Source organism: Mesorhizobium sp. L2C066B000, from assembly GCF_000502335.1.
GTDB lineage: Bacteria > Pseudomonadota > Alphaproteobacteria > Rhizobiales > Rhizobiaceae > Mesorhizobium.
This window is the reverse complement of sequence record NZ_AYWZ01000011.1, coordinates 118,464-135,576: the sequence shown is the minus strand read 5'-3', so window position 1 is coordinate 135,576 and position 17,113 is coordinate 118,464. Positions and strand designations below refer to the sequence as shown.

The following is a 17,113-nucleotide window of genomic DNA, read 5'->3' as shown; positions in this document are numbered from 1 at the left end:
CAAACAGCGAACATCACTAGGCCTAAGACGATCGATCGAGGTCGACTCGCGCGACGGCGTAGGCGCCAAGCGAGATGCTTTGATCATCCAGCGGTCTTGCGGAACTTTCCATGAAGTCGGGATCGGTTGCCGCCCGCTCGAACTGCTCGGCGCCGAGAAGAGCAATGCGGGCGCTGCTCGGCGAATCCGAAAGCCGCACAGATTGCGTCTTGGCGGTAAGGTTAGCGACCCACAGGGTCACGCGGCGATCTTTTTCAGCCGCGATCGTGGCGACGCCGTCAGCGCCGGCAGTTCCTACCGACAGCAAGGTGGCTCCGCCGAGCTTTGAGAGACCAGCCAAGACATGGAAAGCGGGATAGACCGTTGGGCCATCCTGCTGATCATACCATGGCTGCACGAAATCAGCCTTCCTATGGATTTGGCCAAAGGGGCCGGCGAAGTCACCGAACGCGACGGCCTCGATTCCTTCGCGAGCGCAGGCCGCGAAATATCCGACAGTCCAAGCCGCATTGAACAGCCCGCGCTGACGAGGATCAATGCGCGATAGACAGACGCGAGCGTTCGCTTCATTCGGCGCAGTGGATTTTCCGTATGGGTTCTCACGGCAGCCGAGCTGGATGGGACCGATACGCAGTGGCAAGCGTTCCCCCATGAAAGCATGCGCGGAACGGATTAGATGGGGGATTGCCTGAAGTGTCTCCATCACCGAGACATCATCTACGGCGTGCACGCTTGGACAGGTGGTGAAGGTCACGTAGTCGAGCGCTTCGGCTGGCGGACGCTTGCGGTTGAGTTCGGTGAAGTAAGCGGCCATGCCGCCGCCCAGCGCGATGCCCGGGAAAGCCCGGCGAGCGGCGGAGTAGCTTTCGTGGAAGCTGGGCATAGTCGGCCACGGTGCTCCCGGCTGTACGGATGTCATGTCCTGCGCCGGAAAGACGGAGACAGCTTCTAGTTTGAGGCCGAGTGAGTGGACAGCATCCGCGACCGGCGCCAATTCGCCGAATGGATCGCGCGTGCCCTTGGTGATAATCTCGAGGACCACTCCAGCGCCGGTCAGCCGTGCGAGCGCGGCGTAGCTTTCTAGTTCGTCCTGGCCGTGTGCGATCCGGAGATCGACCTGGCAGACCATCCACTGGGGAGCCATTCGTCGTAGGAGCTCGGGGGTTTCGAGCGCGTGCTTTGCCTCGTCGGCGGCGACGCCGACGCCAGTGCGGGGCACTCGGCCGACCGGTCCGCCGATGGTCAGGTTGATGAGTGGATTGCGATTTTCAGACGTCCCGGTAGGGAGCGTTCCTGATACGTGAAGCCGGACGGCCTGCGTGAATTTCTGGCCCTTGGGCAGTCTGTAAGGCCACGGGCGACGCAGAGGGCGGACATATGTTTTATACGAGGCGTCAGACCAATTGCGTTGGTCCTCCATCTCATAGGCATCACCCTCCATGGCGCATGTCGCCCAGATCCCAGGCGCGATCTCGTGCGACAACGCCCGGATGTCGGTGAACGGACATTTTGGATCGATGTGGTCCGGAAAGAACGATAGCTCGTCGTGACCATCCTCATGCAGCACCTTTATCGGCTTGCCGGCTAAGCCCTCGATCGGATGAAGGACGACGAAGCCGGTCCGATTCGTCAAAACGTCAGTCTCGGGCTCTGCCTCCGCCACAAACGACAGCGCACCATCGCCACGGCCTGAGACGCGCGCCCGGTAAACCAGGCGGCCGGATGTTGCGGCACATGTTGCACGGTATTCAATGGCGAACGCATCCGGCCTCTCGTCGATCCGCAGATCATCGAGAACGGGGGTACATGTTCCCCAGTTTTCGTCCCGTACAAGAAACGAGATTCCGCGCAAGACCTCGATCGTCCCGATGCGGATGTAACGCAAGGCGCCATTGTCGAACGCGACCGACAAGGATCCGGCGCGCAGCGTGCGCAGCGGTGCCTCGAGCTGTTCGGTGCCACACAAGCGGACTGCCAGGGAAGCTGTCGAGGTCAAATTGCCCGCTCCGTCGTGGCGTCGAAGATCGAGGCCCGGTTCATGTTGATGTCGATCGCAAGCTTCTCGCCCGGACGGCTGACATCGTGCGCCTGCAGCTCAGCCATCACCGGCGCGCCGGCCAGTCGGAATGTCGCGTAACTGCGCGAGCCGGTCGGCTGCAGCAGGTCGATCGTTGCCTCATAGCGAAACGTGCCCTGCTCCGGCGTTGCAGTGTGCGCACGAGTGAGGTGTTCTGGCCTTAACCCGAGCAGCACCTGCTGTCCGTCCGCGACGCCCTTCAGCCCCCTGCCGGGCGCTAAGGGTAGCAGTGCATCTGCGAGCCGGATGGCAGCGGCGCCTGCGTCCAAGGCAAGGGTGCCTGGCAGGAAGCTCATCCGCGGCGAACCCAGGAACCCAGCGACGAACGTTGAGGCCGGGTGCTCGAACAACTCGAGTGGCGCGCCCTGCTGCTCTATCGACCCGTCGCGCATCAGCACGATACGGTCAGCCAACGTCATCGCTTCGATCTGGTCATGGGTGACGTAGATCATCGTTGTCGCAATGTCCTGGTGAAGGCGTTTGATTTCGCCGCGCATTTCGTCGCGAAGCTGTGCGTCGAGGTTGGACAGCGGCTCGTCGAACAGAAAGATGCGGGGGTTGCGGACTATGGCGCGGCCGATGGCGACGCGCTGGCGCTGGCCACCGGATAATTGGCGCGGAAAACGCCCCAGCAAGGGAGTGATGCCAAGCATGCGTGCCGCCTCGGCCACGCGCACCTCGACCTCTGGCTTCGGCATCTTGCGAGCCTTGAGGCCGAAGCCAATGTTCTTGGCCACGCTCATATGCGGATAGAGCGCATAATCTTGAAACACCATTGCCACGTCGCGATCGCGCGGCCGGAAATCATTGACCACCTCGCCGCCGATCTCGATCGTGCCTTCCGATATCTCCTCCAGGCCGGCGATGGTCCGGAGCAGCGTGGACTTGCCGCAGCCGGACGGTCCAACCAGGACGGTGAACTCGCCGTCGCGTATGTGGAGGTCAATGCCGCGCACGGCATGGAACGCGCCGTAGCGCTTGTGCAAGCCGGTAATTTTGACTTCGGCCATGCGGGAGCTTTCCTAACCGCGAACGGCGCCGAGCGTCAGCCCGCGCACCAGATGACGTTGAGCAAGGACCCCGAGGGCGATCGATGGCACAAGGGAGACGATGGCAAGGGCCGCGGCTTCGCCATATTGCGCGCCCTGGAAGCCGATGAAGGCGCGGAAGACCGTTGGCAGTGTAAAGGCAGTTCGGCTGGTCAAGATCAGAGCGAAGAAGAACTCCGTCCAGCATGCAATGAAGGCGAAGACAGCCGCCGCGACGATGCCCGGTGCTGCGAGCGGCACGGCAACGCGCCAGAACGCCTCCCATCTCGTGCAGCCATCGACGAGGGCCGCCTCCTCCATCGACTTCGGCATGCCGCGGAAATAGGCGAACATCATCCACACCGAGACCGGCAGCGTGAAGACCGTATAGGCGATGATCAGGCCGACATGAGTGTCGTAGAGCCCGACCTGGCGATAGATCAGGAACACCGGCAGCACGATCCCGATCGGCGGCAAAAAGCGCTGCGACAGCACCCAGAAAGACAGATGCTTGCCGCCGGTGTCGTAGCGCGCCAGGCTATAGGCCATCAGCGTGCCGAGCAGCGCCGAAAGCACCGTGGCCGAAAGCGAAATAATCAGGCTGTTGATGAGCCCGTCGAGACCACGATAGGCGAACAGCGCAGCTTTGTAGTGGACAAGCGTCGGAGCGGCGGGGAACCAGACAGGCGGTACGGTGAGGTAGTCGTCGCTGGGCTTGATGGAGGTGTTGAACATCCAGTAGAGCGGCCACAGCACGAACACCAGGAAGAACCCCAGCAGCAGAATTCGGCCGATCGGCAACGACCGGCGTTTCCTGCGGCGGGCGGGCGCGACGGCGGCCATCAGACCGGTTCTACCTTCAAGAGCCGACGCACCAGCAACGTCACGATGAGCGCCGTAAAGATCAGGAACAGCCAACTTCCTGCTGTTGCCTGCGACAGATGAAACTGTGTGAAGCCGATGGTATAAAGATAATAGGAGGCCGTGTAGGTTTGTGTTCCCGGGCCACCCCCTGTCATGATGAAAATGGTATCGAACATACGGATTGCGTCGAGCAGACGGAAGGTCAGCGCCAGCAGCATCATCGGCCCGAGATGCGGGAGCGTGATCGCCCAAAAAACCTGCCAGGCGTTGACGCCGTCGAGTTCTGCCGCCTCATAGAGATTGGGTGGGATTGCGGTCAGCCCGGCGAGCAGGATGACGAACATGAACGGCGTCCACTGCCAGACATCGGCGATGATCAGCGAGACGTAGAGCCACGGGCGCTCCGTCATCCAGCCGATCGTAACCTCCTGCCCCAATAGTTGCGTCAGGATATAGTTCGTCGGTCCGAAAGGCCGCTGTAAAAGCAGCGTCCAGGCTTGGCCGACGATGACCGGGCTGATGAACAGCGGCACGATCAGGATCGACATGATCACACCGCGGCCCGGAAAGCTGCGCACCATTGTCAGCGCCACCAAGAGGCCGAGAACGAATTCTATAGCGACGCTGATGCCCGACAGCGATGCTGTCAGCAACAGGGACCAACGTGCTACGGGATCGAACACGACCCGCTCGAAGTTCTTCAATCCGACAAAGGCGTGGCCCGGCACCTGGAAGTCGTAGTTGATGAAGGATACCACCAGCGAGAACAGAAGCGGATAGATCGACAGTGCCAATATCAGCAGCACAGCGGGGGCGACCAGCAGCCACTTGAAATGACGGTCAGCCCATTGGGCAAAGGCAGACAGCCGGGGCGGTGCGCCGGCGGCCTTCAAATGGCGGATCGTGGCTGTGGGCTGCATAGGCGTATCCAATCGCCGCTTAGCGGGGAGGTGTTGCGAGCCAAGCGCCCGCAACACCAATTGCTCCAGAGAGTCCGCCTCCCTTCAGAGGGTGACCGCCATGCCAAGTTTTTCCACCGTGTTGTCGGCGGTGGCGCCAGGCAGTTTCAAGAACTCGGTGTAGAAGCCCTTCTGCGAATCCACACCCAGTCGGTCGGTCGTCTCGTTCCACTCGGCGGCCGCCGTTTCAAGCGACGCCTTCGGATCCGCACCAGCCCACACCGCCGTGCACATGCGATCGATGCTCAAGAAGTAGTCCTGCGCGCCTGGCATGATCGGGTCGAGCAGACCGACGTTTGCCGAGTTGTTGAGGTTGGCAAGGTACTCCTTGGCACTCGGGAAGAGCGCGCCGTAGAGCTCGGACTTGAAGTGCGAGATGCGGTACGGGTCGCGTAGCGCGTAGGGCAGCATGCAACGTGCCAGCGAGACGGGTGGCGAGCATACCCACTGCATGAACAGATACGCCGCCTCAGGGTTGGGCGAGTCGGCCGACAGTGCCTTGTTGTAGCCGGTGGCATGTTCCGGATTTCCCGGAACCACGGCATAGCCGACCTTGCCGGCGATTTGGGACTGCGGAATGAAGTTGATTGCCGTGGCCGACTGCGAATAGTTCGCCGCCATACGGCCGCTAGGAGGCCAGGAATAGATCATCGCGACTTTGCCGGTCAGGAAAGCCGCCCACAAGGAGACGGCGTCGAGCTCGTTGTTGCCGGGGATCGAGGCCTTGTTTGCGGCGAGCATGTTTGTCAGCGTCTTGACGCCGGCATCCGAAACCAAACCTGCCTTCATGTCGTCGCCGAAGAGTTTTCCGCCGTTGGCCCGGTACTGCTGCAGAAAGTCGAACTGATTGCCGGGGCTGCCCGCCTTGCGGAAATGTCCCGCGCCATAGACCTTTGGCGCCATCTGGTCGGTGATGAACTGGGCGATCTGGGCATATTCTTCCCATGTCTTGGGCGGTCCAAGCTTGGCGTTGAACTTCGCCTGGTAAGCCTCCATCATTTTCGGATCCTCGAAAATGTCCTTGCGGTAGTAGAGAGCGAACATGTCGCCGTCGTCGAAGAATCCCCAGATCTTGCCCTTGTAGGTCGGCAGCGCCTTGTACAGGGGATGATAGTCCTCGAGGTCTGCCGGGTTCATGTATTTGGCGATGTAGTCGTCTAGCGGGGCGATGACGCCGCCATCGGCAAGCGACGGCGTCCAGGCCGGCGAGATGTCGAGGACGTCATAGGCACCCGAGCCGGCGATGTGCTCGGCGACCGCCTTGGAGTACTGGTCCGGGTTCGACAGCTCGACGACATTCGACTTCATCCCGGTAAGCTGCTCCCACATCGGCCCGCTGAAATTGCGCGGGTCGAGTGCCTGCAGGCCAGCCTCGTAGGTCATGTTGAGGGTGACGCCCGAATGCGCCTTGGCCGCCTCCGCCGCGCGAAAGGCGGAACCGTCCGCAGGCCCTTCCTTCGATGCTTTCAGGGCTGCGGCCTGCGCCTGGCCGAGCGGCGACGTGCCGTCCGCCAATTCCAATGTTTGCTGCGCCAGCGCCCAATCGGTCATCATCCCCAGCAGCGGGCCGGACACGGCCAACATGCCGGTCATCTGACCGAAGCGGGTGATGAAAGTTCGGCGGGTGGTTTCGCCGCGCATGAAGGCGTCGACCTCTGCTTCGAGACCTGCCTGAAAGTCACGTTTTTCACGATCGTTCATAGTGCTTGGTCCTCCCATTTTCCTTTTGCTTCACTCGTCCGCCGGCGCAGCGGTCAAGCATTTCCTCCCGTAAGGTCGCCGCAAACAGGCCGCGGCGGCGCGCCGAAAATCAGTGTCCTCCTAGGTTCCAAAGCGGGCGGCGAGCCCAGACAGCCTGGTCTTCCACAGCTCGCTCGAAAGCACCTCGCGATTGACCACGCCGCGCGGCTCGCGACCGCGCTGCACCTCCATTACCGCTTTGACGTCCGCGGCACCGTTGCCGGCAAAGCACTGGTCGGTCCAGCAAAGCGCGTGCGGCGCCAGGATGACATTGTCGAGTTTGAGGATCGCATCGTCTGCGTCGGGAGGCTCTTGTTCCAGCACGTCTAGACCGGCGCCGGCGATGCGGCGCTCCTGCAGTGCTTGCGTCAGCGCTTTCTGGTCGACGATCGGGCCGCGCGCGGTGTTGATCAGGTAAGCTGTCGGCTTCATCAGGGCGATCCGCTCGGCATTGACGATGTGGTGGGTCTGGGGCGACAGGGGGCAACTCACCGACAGCACGTCGGCGCGGCGAAACAGATCCTCCAGCCCTACCAGCTCGACGCCCATGTCGGCAGCGACCCCCTTGTCGGCAAACGGGTCATGGGCGATGAATTGCATGTCAAAGGGCTTCGCCAAGCGGAAGACCTCGGCACCGATGTTGCCGATGCCCAGCGACCCAAGCGTACGCCCGACGAGGCCGACCCCCATATGTTCGGAGCGCTTCTCAAAACCAACAGACCCTTTGCGGGTGAGCGCGTCCTTTGTCAGCAGCTTGCCGGTCAGCGCCAGCATGAAGGTGACGACGGATACGGCGACGGGCCGTCGCACGCCATCGGGCGTGATGACCAAGGCAATACCGGCTGCGGTGCATGCCTCAACGTCGACAGTGTCGTAGCCGACCCCGAAGCGGGCAACGACGGCCAGGCGGCCGCTCCTGGGGACACTCGTGGCATCGAAACGATGGGCGAGGAGGATCAGCGCATCGAAATCCTCAAGTTGGTCGGCGCGAAGCGGACTGTTTGACTCCAGGAACACCATCTCGACACCTGTCGCATTGCGCAGCGGCTCCAGATCGAAATCTGGGTAGGTCGGCGAGCCGTCCGGCCTGCGGAAATCACCGGAAAGCGCCACCCTGAATTTCACGCTGTCCATCGTCTCCTCCGCTCCTATTGGCACCCGGCCCGGATCTTGGAAACCGCGTCGGCGATCGCGTCGTGCAGGACCCAAACGTCGCCTGAATAACAAATGAAATCGAAGCCCTGTGCGTAGAACTCGTGTCCCTGGGCGACGTTGGGCACCAAGCGTCCAAGCGATTTGTTGTGCTTCTTGGCGGCGGCAACGATTTTGGCCATTGCAGCAGTGAAAGTGGGGTGGGCGAAGCCGCCAGGAATGCCGAGCGAGACGGACAGATCGAAATGTCCGACCCACAGACAATCGACCCCGTCCAGTCCCGCGATGCCGTCAATGTTCTTGACGCCGTCGGCGGTCTCGATCAGGCAGATGAACGTCGAGCGCTTGTTGGCGGCCTCGAATTTGTCAGCGACCGCGCCCGGACGGTAACGGTCATGAGCGATCTGCAGCGCCACGCCGCGGGCGCCGGCAGGGTGGTATTTCATGGAGTTGATGATGTGCTGCGCCTGTTCGACGCTGCTCACCATCGGCGCGATCAGGCCTTCGGCGCCCATGTCCATGGCGCGGGCGAGGAAATGGTAGTCCTGCGACGGCACACGCACCATGACCGGCAGATCGGCCGCCTCGAAATAACGGATCGCACTCTTCAGCGTTTCCAAGCTAAATCCCGAATGCTCCATGTCGAAAAAGACGAAATCGCAGCCAGCGGACTTCAGGATGTGACCGATTCCCGGCGTGGCGAACTCGGCGACGAGCGTACCGAGCTTGACCCGCCTGTGAGAAGCTAACGCCCTGAGACTTGGCTCCGACATGCACTTCCTCCCGTTCGCCCCAATGGGCCAATCCGCCTTTGTTCGCTTCAATGCGTGGCTTCAAGAACGAGGTCGCAGGTCGTCACCAACTTGGTCACGACGAGCGGCGCGCTCTGCGTATTGAATTCGTCGAAATGAGCGGTGCGGCAGTGGTCCTCGAATGCGGCCTCGCTATCGTAAATCTCATAGAGCAGGACCCGATCCAGTTCGCCGCGCGCCTCCGTCACGTCAAAGCGGCGACAGCCGGCCTCGGTGCGCATCGAGGCGGTCGCATTGGCGTCGACAAGTTCTCGGAATCTGTCCCGGGCACCAGGCCTCAGGCGGAAATCGACCCAGACGACAAATCCGGTCATCACTTGGGCCTCGCAAGTTGCAGATACCGCTTGGCCACATATTCGAGATGGCTGCGCATGGCCGTCTCTGACGCGTCTGGATCGCGCGCGGCGACGGCCTCGAAGATTTCGCGATGAGCCTGGTAGGCCTTGCGGTCTTCACCCTTGGCCAATGTGGTGCGACGCTGTTCGAGCAACCATTCAGCCAAGGCCGCGTGAATAGCTGTAAAGATCCGATTGCGGGTGATTACCGCCAGCACGTAATGGAAGTCTACGTCCGTGCGCTCGAAGCGCGCCAGATCGCCGATCGACTGCCGGTTGAGTTCGAGCGCCTCCTTGAGGCTGTCAATGTCTTCCGGGGTAGCATGCACAGCGGCGTTGCGGGCAAGACCGACCTCGAAAAACAAGCGCGCGCTCTGGAAGTCGTGAACCCCTCCCGGCGCCGAAATCATGTGCCGAGCCGGCCCTGAAAGGGCGTCAATCACGAATTGAGGAGTGGGTCGAGTGACGCGGGCACGCTCCCCCGATTTTACCTCGACAAGGCCCATTTTGCTCAGATGCAGCAGCGCCTCACGGATGGAAGGCCGCCCTACCCCGAACTGCCGCATGAGTTCCCGTTCAGATGGGAGACGGTCGGCTTCGGCCAACTCTCCCTCTCGGATCATCCGTTCGAGGTGCGCTGCCACCTCGTCCGAAAGCTTCCGCTGCTTGATCAGAACTCCGATCATGTGGCATACCTGTTATACCAATCAGGTACGTTATGATCCCATAGCACCCTTGTCAACGATGTCTAAGCATCCGGTAGCCGAGCCGTTTAATCACTCCGCCGAGGCGTCCTTTGCACACGCCTTCAACGTCTTCACCAAGGATATCGGTGACTTGAGGAGCGCGAGCACACTCTGCTCGGTGTTCCGATCGGGGACCGTCTTCGAACCCTGGGTCGGGTGGTCAGTTTCAACTGCGGTGTGGACCGCAGTGAGTGCCACCGGACCGTGTGCTGGCCGAGACCTACCCAACCGCCTGCTTATGAGCTGCAACATGAGCCCTCGATGGCAAAGTAGACCTCGACCTGAGCAAGACCCGCGAATGGAAGTGGGGTTCACAGCCGAGGCGGAAAACGCGAACTCTCGCTGGTGGACCCATTTGGCAATACGCCTGCTCCATCTCGTAATCTTTTTGCGCCGCCGCAATGCCGCAAAGGAAGGTGGTGTCGGGTCAGTTCTCTCTAGGCTCCAGAGCGCTCGTCACGTTGTGCCCATCCTCGTGCGGTGGGCGGCCGCCGCTTGAGGATGCGCATTTGAAACTGGTTTTCTCAAGATCTTTTAGTCCTGAGGGCCTCAGGCGGGGGCGCTTGCCATTTAGTTATCGTCACCTGCAAATGCCGAACCCGCACTCGACGCCAATCTACGCGCTGGCCAGTTTGCGACATCTGGTTTCGGCGATTCCGCTTTCAGTAGCGACGATCATGCTGGACGGCTGATATGAGGCGCGTTCCCGCCTGGCAGCTTAGGGGCAGCAAGCAGGACGTCGGCTTTCTTGCCTCGACCTGGCCTAAGCAGTCATTCAATTCGTGGCCTCAAGCAGCTCATCCACGCTCCTCCTGACGCGGCGTGCCATCCAGCCGATGTCGGGCTGATGTGCGTGGACGGCAGTCGTCCTTTGACCACCGCTTCTGGCGGCGCCGATTGGCGAGCCGCCTCGCCATCATTAGCTATGGAACGGAAAAGAAACCATTCAGCATCAGACTACCGCTTTTCGACGCACCTTTTCGAATATGTCGGAACGAGCGCTTGTCGCGCAGCCCACGATGCCCCCCATTGGTGAACCGGTTCCATGAAGAGTCTGACAATACGCCACCGCATCCTCGTCAGTTTCGCAGCCGTTCTGGTGGTCATGTCCGTGATAGCCCTCATCGCGTACGCCTGGTTTCTTCAGGCGGGGGAGGAGGCGACTGAGGTCGAGAAGGGCATCCTTCCGGACCTTTATCACAGTACCGAGATCATGACGGGCCAGATGGCGGCCCATAGTCTGCTTCAGGAATATGCCCTTCAGGACAACCCGTCAGACAGAAGCACGGTTGAAAACGCGATCACGACCAATCGCAACCAGGTGCAGCGGTCGATGGACGACTATGAGGCAACGATCGTCTCCGATATCGACAAGCAGAATTATGCAGCCGTCAAACAACTCGCCAACCAATTCCGTCTGGCTGAAACTGCTGTGCTGGAAACAAGCCGGGCTGCCTTGTCGAAAGGTGAAACTCCCAATGAAAGCCCAGCTATCAAGAACGAAGTAGAGCCGATCTTTGTAAAATTGCAGTCCGCTCTGCAGGCCATGGTTGAGGATCACAGAGGCGAGGCAAACAGCGCGACGCAGCGGATCAGCTCGATCGTCAGAACGGCCGAAGTCGGTTTGAGCGTTGGCTTGTTGATAGCCCTCGGGCTAGCCCTTCTTTTGGGTTACCAGCTGTTTCGCGCCATTACAGGTCCGCTCACCCGTTTGGTCGACGCGGTTCAATTGATGCGGCAAGGCGACTTCAGCGAACGGCTCGATCTGAGGCGCCGAGACGAATTCAGCGTGCTTGCCGACGGCTTCAACGCAATGGCGGACGATCTCACAACCCTCATTGGTCAGGTTCAAAGGTCCAGCATACAGGTCGGCACGTCGATAACTGAGATCGCCGCCACCTCCAAGCAACAGCAGGCAACTGCGACTGAAATCGCAGCGACCACAACAGAAATCCGAGCGACAGCCAAGGAAATCTCCGCCACATCAAACGAACTGGTCCGCACGATGAACGAGGTCTCCACAGTTGCCGAACAAACCGCTGCCGTGGCTGGCGGGGGGCAAGCGGGGCTGACCCGTATGGAAGAAACCATGCAGCAGGTCATGGAAGCGGCTGGCGCGATCAATTCCAAACTGGCGATCCTGAGCGAGAAAGCCGGCAGCATCAATCAGGTGGTGACGACCATCACCAAAGTGGCCGATCAGACGAACCTGTTGTCGCTCAACGCTTCCATCGAGGCGGAGAAGGCAGGCCAATATGGCCGGGGTTTTGCAGTGGTGGCGACGGAAATCCGAAGGCTCGCGGACCAGACAGCTGTCTCCACCTACGATATCGAGCAAATGGTCAAGGACATCCAGTCGGCAGTCGCGGCCGGGGTGATGGGCATGGACAAGTTTTCCGAGCAGGTCCGTCGGGGTATGCAGGACATCCAGCAGGTCGGCGGGCAACTCTTCGAGATCATTCAGCAGGTTCAGGGGCTGGTGCCACGTTTCGAAGTCGCCAATGAAGGCATGCAAGCACAGGCGACCGGCGCGGGGCAGATCAGCGACACGCTAACCCAGCTAAGCGAGGCAGCTCAGCAAACAGTCGAGTCCCTTCAGCAATCGACGCTCGCGATCGAGGAGCTCAATCAAGTCTCAGGCGGCATGCGAAGTAGCATATCGAGGTTCAAGCTACGAGCATAGCGAGCCGGCAGTAGGATGTGACAATGCTATTCCTCGCCTTCAGCATGGGTCCGGATCGCTACTTGATCGATGTCCACAAAATTGAAGAGGTGCTGCCCTATATCGACGTGAAAGTTCTTCCGGGTGCGCCAACTGGTGTGGTGGGTTTGGTCAGCTATAACGGAATACCCATCCCCCTGATCGATGTCACCCTTCTTGCGCTTGGCCGACCATCGGAGCGCCTGTTGAGCACCCGGATCGTTGTGACGCGCTATCCGGCGGATGATGGCGAGCGACGCCTGCTGGGGCTGATCGCGGAACGGGTGACGGATACGATCGAGCGAGACCCGGCCGATTTCGCGCCGTTCGGACTGGAACCAGGAACCCCGCCCTATCTTGGGCCGGTGGCTTCCGATGGTTCGGAGATCATTCAGTGGGTCAAAGTGGAAGCGCTGCTTTCGGAAGAGATTCGTACCGCATTGCTCCGCCAGGCGGCAATAGGTGATCAATGACCGGAGCAATAGAAAAGCTCCTGACGGAAACGATTGGACTGGACAGTGCCAGCGTTGGTCCGACAGTGGTTCGTCAGGCGGTCAGAGAACGGATGGAAGCATGCCGGATAACCAACCCTCAGGCCTATAGGCAACACTTGGCCGGTTCCTCGCAGGAGCTGCAGGAGCTGATCAATGCGGTGGTGATCCCAGAGACCTGGTTCTTTCGCGACCGAGAAGCGTTCACGATGCTGGCGCGGCATGCGCGCGCGCACAAGCCTGCTCAGCCGATAAGAATCCTGAGCCTGCCATGTTCAACCGGCGAAGAGGCTTACTCGGTCGCCATGGCCATGTTCGATGCCGGCTTTGAGGCGCATGAGTTCAAGATCGATGGCGTGGACGTCAGCAGCCGCAATATCGCGACGGCTGAACACGCCATCTATGGCCGCAATTCGTTTCGCGGCAGCCATTTAGAATTCAAGGATCGCTATTTCGAAGCGGCCGAGGGCGGGTTGCGGCCTGTTGCTGGGGTGCTGAAACAGGTTCGGTTCATGGTAGGAAACTTGTTCGGTTCTCACGCGCCTTTCGGGCAAGAGGTCTATGACATCCTGCTTTGCCGCAATTTGCTGATCTATTTCAATCGAGAGCTGCAGGATCGCGCATTGATCTGCCTGAAGGACCTGCTGGCCAAAGATGGACTTCTTCTGGTCGGTCCGGCGGAAGCAGCTCTTCCAAGGGTGCATGGCTTTCTTTCCGCTGAATGGCCATTGGCCTTCGCCTTTCTTAAATCGGAGCCCGTCAAGACCACGGCGCCGAAGGTTTCGGCCGCCGTCCCGGTGCGGACGCCAAGCCCTAAGGTCAAAAAGAGCGAGCCTCTTCGTCCGTTCCGACCGACAATTGGCAATGAAGGCCGCGGGCAGGCTCAGGCCAAGCCGCTTGCACGCGCCTCGGAAAGCCTCATCGCGGTTGAACGGATCGCCAATGCAGGACGCGTAAAGGAGGCACAGGAGGTCGCCCTGGCGCATCTCAGGGAGTTCGGTCCTTCCGCAGAAATCTTCTACCTGCTGGGCCTCGTCCAGGATGCGGATGGTTCTGCACCCGAAGCCGCGCAAAGTTATCGCAAGGCGCTCTATCTCGCGCCAAATCATCGAGAAGCTCTTGTCCATCTGGCCTTGCTGCTTAGCAAGCAAGGCGACCATAACGGCGCCGAGGCGCTGGCCAGCCGGCTGGGTCGGGTCCAGAAAAGGAGCGGCAGTTGATGGCGGCTTCGACAAGGATCGCTCAGCCGGTGGAGGAGATCGAAATCAACGACTGCTGGCGGCAAATAGGCGTACGGGGTGACAAGTCATGTCCGCTACTAGAGCAGCATCTCCACTGCCGCAATTGCCCGACCTACAAGAAGATCGCACGACGCCTCCTCGACCGTGCAGCTCCCTCGGCGTCTCGCGACGAATGGCCTGACAACGCTGGTCGTGCAGGGATCGATTCGGCAGACAGCGACGCGCTGCAGACGGCCGTTCTCTTCCGTTTGGGGGAGGAATGGCTGGCACTTCCGGTCGGTATTTTTCATGAAGTGGCTGAATCTCGTCGCGTTCATTCACTTCCACATCGCAGGAACAGTGCACTGCTCGGCATTGCGAATGTCCGTGGTGAATTGCTCATTTGCCTGTCCCTGGCCGAATTGCTCGGGATAGACGAGCGCAAGGAAGGGGAACAAGGCACACGAACCAAGGTATTTCGCCGCCTTGTCGTGGTAGGCGAGCGCGACAAGCGGGTTGCTTTTATGGTTGATGAGATCCACGGCTTACATCGGTACCAGGAACGCGACACTCTCGCTGTTCCGGCCATGATTGGCAAGGCACTGTCGGCCGCTACGGTTGCCGTGCTGCCATGGCAAGGACGAGCCGTTGGCTGTCTCGATCCACGACAACTGCTCACGATGCTGGATCGGAGCATCGCATGACAGATGAAGACTTCAGCCAGGTTTCGATGCTCAGCCTCTTCCAGGCCGAACTGGAGACGCAGTCACGGGCTCTAACCTCTGGACTTCTGGCACTCGAACGCGATCCTATCGCCGCCGACGCCCTGGAAGCATGCATGCGTGCCGCGCATTCTCTGAAAGGAGCTGCCCGCATCATCGACCTGATGCCCGCAGTCAAAGTTGCAAATGCGATGGAAGACTGCCTGGTCGCAGCGCAACGCGGGCATCTGAGGGTGCGACGGGAGCATATAGATGCGCTTCTGCAAGGTTCTGACCTTTTGAAATTGATCGCATCGGGATCATCGAGCGAGAGCGCCAACTCAGAAGTCGAAACCTTTCTCGCGAAGTTCGAGGGGTTGTCCCTCCCCCAGGCAAAGCCCGGGCCCCAAGATTCTGCAGCTGATTTCGCAACTCATCATGCCCAGGAGCAACTGGCGACGACCTCTTCAGCGAACCTCCTCGTTGGGGCGGTACCGCAAGCCCACGGCAGCATCGGCTCTGATAGAATGGTTCGGGTGACGGCAGACAGCCTGAACCGATTGCTCGGGCTGGCTGGCGAGTCGCTGATGGAAGCTCGGCGGCTCAGGCCATTCGCTGACGGGCTGCTACGGCTGAAGCGACTTCAATCGGACCTCGCAAGTGCATTCGACAATCTTCATGCAGTGCTGCCGCCGGTTTCAAACGATGCGGCGGTGGTGGAGGCGCTGGCTGAAGCGCAGCGAAAGCTTCGGTTGAGCCAAGCGTTCCTGGCGCAGCGTTTCGATGAGTTGGATTCAGTGGATCGGAAAGCGACCGATCTTGCCAACAGATTGTACGACGAAACGTTGGCGAGCCGGATGCGGCCTTTTGAGGACGGCGTGCGACACTATGCGAGAATGATCCGCGACCTCGGTCGTACCCTTGGCAAGCGGGTGCGACTGGAGATCGTAGGCGGCTCGACCGGCATCGACCGCGATATCCTCGAGCAGCTCGATGCCCCTTTGGGGCACCTTCTGCGCAACGCTGTAGACCATGGGCTTGAACCGCCTGAGGAGCGCCTCGCGATGGGCAAACCCGAAGAGGGGCTCATCAGGCTCGAAGCGAGGCACAATGCCGGGCTGCTGCAGATAGCCGTGGTGGACGACGGCAGGGGGATAGAGCTCTCGAAGCTGCGCGAGGCCGTCGTCGCCCGGCAACTTGCAACCAGGGAAAGTGCTGAAACACTCAGCGAAAGCGAATTGCTCGCGTTTCTGTTTCTGCCAGGCTTTTCCATGAAAGCGGGCCTTACCGACGTCTCAGGTCGCGGTGTGGGGCTCGATGCAGTGCAAGCCATGACGAAGGAAGTCCGGGGAGTCGCAAGCGTCTCCTCAGAATTTGGCCACGGAACCCGATTTCAACTGCAATTGCCGCTGACACTGTCGGTCCTCCGCACGCTGCTCGTCGATGTCGATGGAGAGCCCTATGCTTTTCCACTCGCTGCCATTTCCAAGACTTTGAAACTGCAACGGACGGAGATCAACGTCCTGCAGGGCCGGCCGCATTTTCGATTGAACGATCGACAGATCGGGCTGGTCACCGCTCGCGAGGTGCTCGATCGAGGTGAGCCCGGATCGGAACCGAACGAACTATCGGTCGTCGTCGTGGATGCGGGTCGGGGCGATGCGTACGGCCTGATCGTTGACCGTTTTCTCGGGGAACGCGAGTTAGTGATCAGACCTCTCGATCCACGGTTTGCCAAGATCAAGGACATCAGCGCAGCGGCCCTGATGGAAGACGGTTCGCCTGTTCTGATCTTCGACGTCGACGATCTGATCCGATCGGTGGAAAAGCTTGCATCGTCCAGCGGATTTCGAGCTCTTCGGCGCGCCGCGGGCGGTCCCGAAGCGAGCAGGCGCAAGCGCGTGCTCGTGATTGACGATTCACTGACGGTTCGCGAACTCCAGCGCAAGATGCTCGGCAATTACGGTTATGAGGTCGAAGTGGCGGTAGACGGCATGGACGGGTGGAATGCCGTCCGGTCTGGTCCTTTCGATCTCGTCGTCACCGACATCGACATGCCTCGCATGGATGGCATCGAGCTGGTGAGTTTGATCAGAAAGGATGCTGATCTCAAGAACACACCCATTATGATCGTTTCATACAAGGATCGGGAAGAAGATCGCGCGCGCGGGCTCGACGCAGGTGCGGACTATTATCTGACCAAGAGTAGTTTTCAGGACGAGGCGCTGATCCATGCCGTCGTGGACATGATTGGCGAGGCGGCTGAATGAGATCGAGATTGGAAGCC

Annotated in this window: 15 protein-coding genes; 6 read left to right on the top strand and 9 right to left on the bottom strand. The window is 60.3% G+C overall.

Going from position 1 to position 17,113, the window contains the following annotated elements:
• Positions 1-22: 22 nt before the first annotated feature.
• The 9 genes from X733_RS144940 to nanR all read right to left on the bottom strand — a co-directional run bounded on the left by X733_RS144940 (position 23) and on the right by nanR (position 9,653).
• Positions 23-1,996, bottom strand: coding sequence for a hypothetical protein (locus X733_RS144940; RefSeq protein ID WP_023682272.1), 1,974 nt, complete (start codon positions 1,994-1,996; stop codon positions 23-25).
• The gene (gene ugpC / locus X733_RS144945; RefSeq protein ID WP_023682273.1) at positions 1,993-3,087 is read right to left on the bottom strand and encodes a sn-glycerol-3-phosphate ABC transporter ATP-binding protein UgpC; all 1,095 of its coding nucleotides are present in this window, start codon (positions 3,085-3,087) and stop codon (positions 1,993-1,995) included. Before ugpC ends, X733_RS144940 begins: the two co-directional genes overlap by 4 nt.
• A gap of 12 nt (positions 3,088-3,099) precedes the next feature.
• Entirely contained in the window at positions 3,100-3,948 is an 849-nt protein-coding gene (locus X733_RS144950) for a carbohydrate ABC transporter permease (protein WP_023827582.1), read from the bottom strand.
• Positions 3,948-4,943, bottom strand: coding sequence for a sugar ABC transporter permease (locus X733_RS144955; RefSeq protein ID WP_245264397.1), 996 nt, complete (start codon positions 4,941-4,943; stop codon positions 3,948-3,950). Before X733_RS144955 ends, X733_RS144950 begins: the two co-directional genes overlap by 1 nt.
• 30 nt (positions 4,944-4,973) lie before the next feature.
• Entirely contained in the window at positions 4,974-6,629 is a 1,656-nt protein-coding gene (locus tag X733_RS144960) for an extracellular solute-binding protein (RefSeq protein WP_023682276.1), read from the bottom strand.
• 120 nt (positions 6,630-6,749) lie between these two features.
• Complete coding sequence (locus X733_RS144965) at positions 6,750-7,802, bottom strand: NAD(P)-dependent oxidoreductase (protein WP_023819375.1); 1,053 nt, start codon at positions 7,800-7,802, stop codon at positions 6,750-6,752.
• Positions 7,803-7,816: 14 nt separating this feature from the next.
• On the bottom strand, positions 7,817-8,644 hold the full coding sequence (locus X733_RS0135245) for an aldolase/citrate lyase family protein (protein WP_245263055.1): 828 nt from the start codon (positions 8,642-8,644) through the stop codon (positions 7,817-7,819).
• Complete coding sequence (locus X733_RS144970) at positions 8,641-8,946, bottom strand: putative quinol monooxygenase (RefSeq protein WP_023669450.1); 306 nt, start codon at positions 8,944-8,946, stop codon at positions 8,641-8,643. Before X733_RS144970 ends, X733_RS0135245 begins: the two co-directional genes overlap by 4 nt.
• Entirely contained in the window at positions 8,946-9,653 is a 708-nt protein-coding gene (gene nanR, locus X733_RS144975; protein ID WP_023682279.1) for a transcriptional regulator NanR, read from the bottom strand. The genes X733_RS144970 and nanR overlap by 1 nt, the downstream gene beginning before the upstream one ends.
• 569 nt (positions 9,654-10,222) lie before the next feature.
• Between nanR and X733_RS1000000169700 the strand changes: the two genes are divergently transcribed.
• From X733_RS1000000169700 to X733_RS145005, 6 genes are all read left to right on the top strand, one after another.
• Positions 10,223-10,405, top strand: a complete 183-nt coding sequence (locus X733_RS1000000169700) for a hypothetical protein (protein ID WP_155923174.1) — start codon at positions 10,223-10,225, stop codon at positions 10,403-10,405.
• A 353-nt stretch (positions 10,406-10,758) separates the two neighbouring features.
• On the top strand, positions 10,759-12,396 hold the full coding sequence (locus X733_RS144985) for a methyl-accepting chemotaxis protein (RefSeq protein WP_023682282.1): 1,638 nt from the start codon (positions 10,759-10,761) through the stop codon (positions 12,394-12,396).
• Between the two features lie 23 nt (positions 12,397-12,419).
• The gene (locus tag X733_RS144990) at positions 12,420-12,887 is read left to right on the top strand and encodes a chemotaxis protein CheW (protein WP_023669446.1); all 468 of its coding nucleotides are present in this window, start codon (positions 12,420-12,422) and stop codon (positions 12,885-12,887) included.
• Complete coding sequence (locus X733_RS144995; RefSeq protein ID WP_023819374.1) at positions 12,884-14,125, top strand: protein-glutamate O-methyltransferase CheR; 1,242 nt, start codon at positions 12,884-12,886, stop codon at positions 14,123-14,125. The genes X733_RS144990 and X733_RS144995 overlap by 4 nt, the downstream gene beginning before the upstream one ends.
• The gene (locus X733_RS145000) at positions 14,125-14,829 is read left to right on the top strand and encodes a chemotaxis protein CheW (protein WP_023819373.1); all 705 of its coding nucleotides are present in this window, start codon (positions 14,125-14,127) and stop codon (positions 14,827-14,829) included. The genes X733_RS144995 and X733_RS145000 overlap by 1 nt, the downstream gene beginning before the upstream one ends.
• Entirely contained in the window at positions 14,826-17,096 is a 2,271-nt protein-coding gene (locus tag X733_RS145005; RefSeq protein ID WP_023819372.1) for a hybrid sensor histidine kinase/response regulator, read from the top strand. Before X733_RS145000 ends, X733_RS145005 begins: the two co-directional genes overlap by 4 nt.
• The last annotated feature ends 17 nt before the right edge of the window (positions 17,097-17,113 follow it).

Coding starts and splice junctions, on each gene's coding strand:
- ugpC (WP_023682273.1), bottom strand. CDS start 3,087: ATGGCCGAAGTCAAAATTACCGGCTTGCACAAGCGCTACGGCGCGTTC.
- X733_RS144950 (WP_023827582.1), bottom strand. CDS start 3,948: ATGGCCGCCGTCGCGCCCGCCCGCCGCAGGAAACGCCGGTCGTTGCCG.
- X733_RS144960 (WP_023682276.1), bottom strand. CDS start 6,629: ATGAACGATCGTGAAAAACGTGACTTTCAGGCAGGTCTCGAAGCAGAG.
- X733_RS144965 (WP_023819375.1), bottom strand. CDS start 7,802: ATGGACAGCGTGAAATTCAGGGTGGCGCTTTCCGGTGATTTCCGCAGG.
- X733_RS144970 (WP_023669450.1), bottom strand. CDS start 8,946: ATGACCGGATTTGTCGTCTGGGTCGATTTCCGCCTGAGGCCTGGTGCC.
- nanR (WP_023682279.1), bottom strand. CDS start 9,653: ATGATCGGAGTTCTGATCAAGCAGCGGAAGCTTTCGGACGAGGTGGCA.
- X733_RS144985 (WP_023682282.1), top strand. CDS start 10,759: ATGAAGAGTCTGACAATACGCCACCGCATCCTCGTCAGTTTCGCAGCC.
- X733_RS144990 (WP_023669446.1), top strand. CDS start 12,420: ATGCTATTCCTCGCCTTCAGCATGGGTCCGGATCGCTACTTGATCGAT.
- X733_RS144995 (WP_023819374.1), top strand. CDS start 12,884: ATGACCGGAGCAATAGAAAAGCTCCTGACGGAAACGATTGGACTGGAC.
- X733_RS145000 (WP_023819373.1), top strand. CDS start 14,125: ATGGCGGCTTCGACAAGGATCGCTCAGCCGGTGGAGGAGATCGAAATC.
- X733_RS145005 (WP_023819372.1), top strand. CDS start 14,826: ATGACAGATGAAGACTTCAGCCAGGTTTCGATGCTCAGCCTCTTCCAG.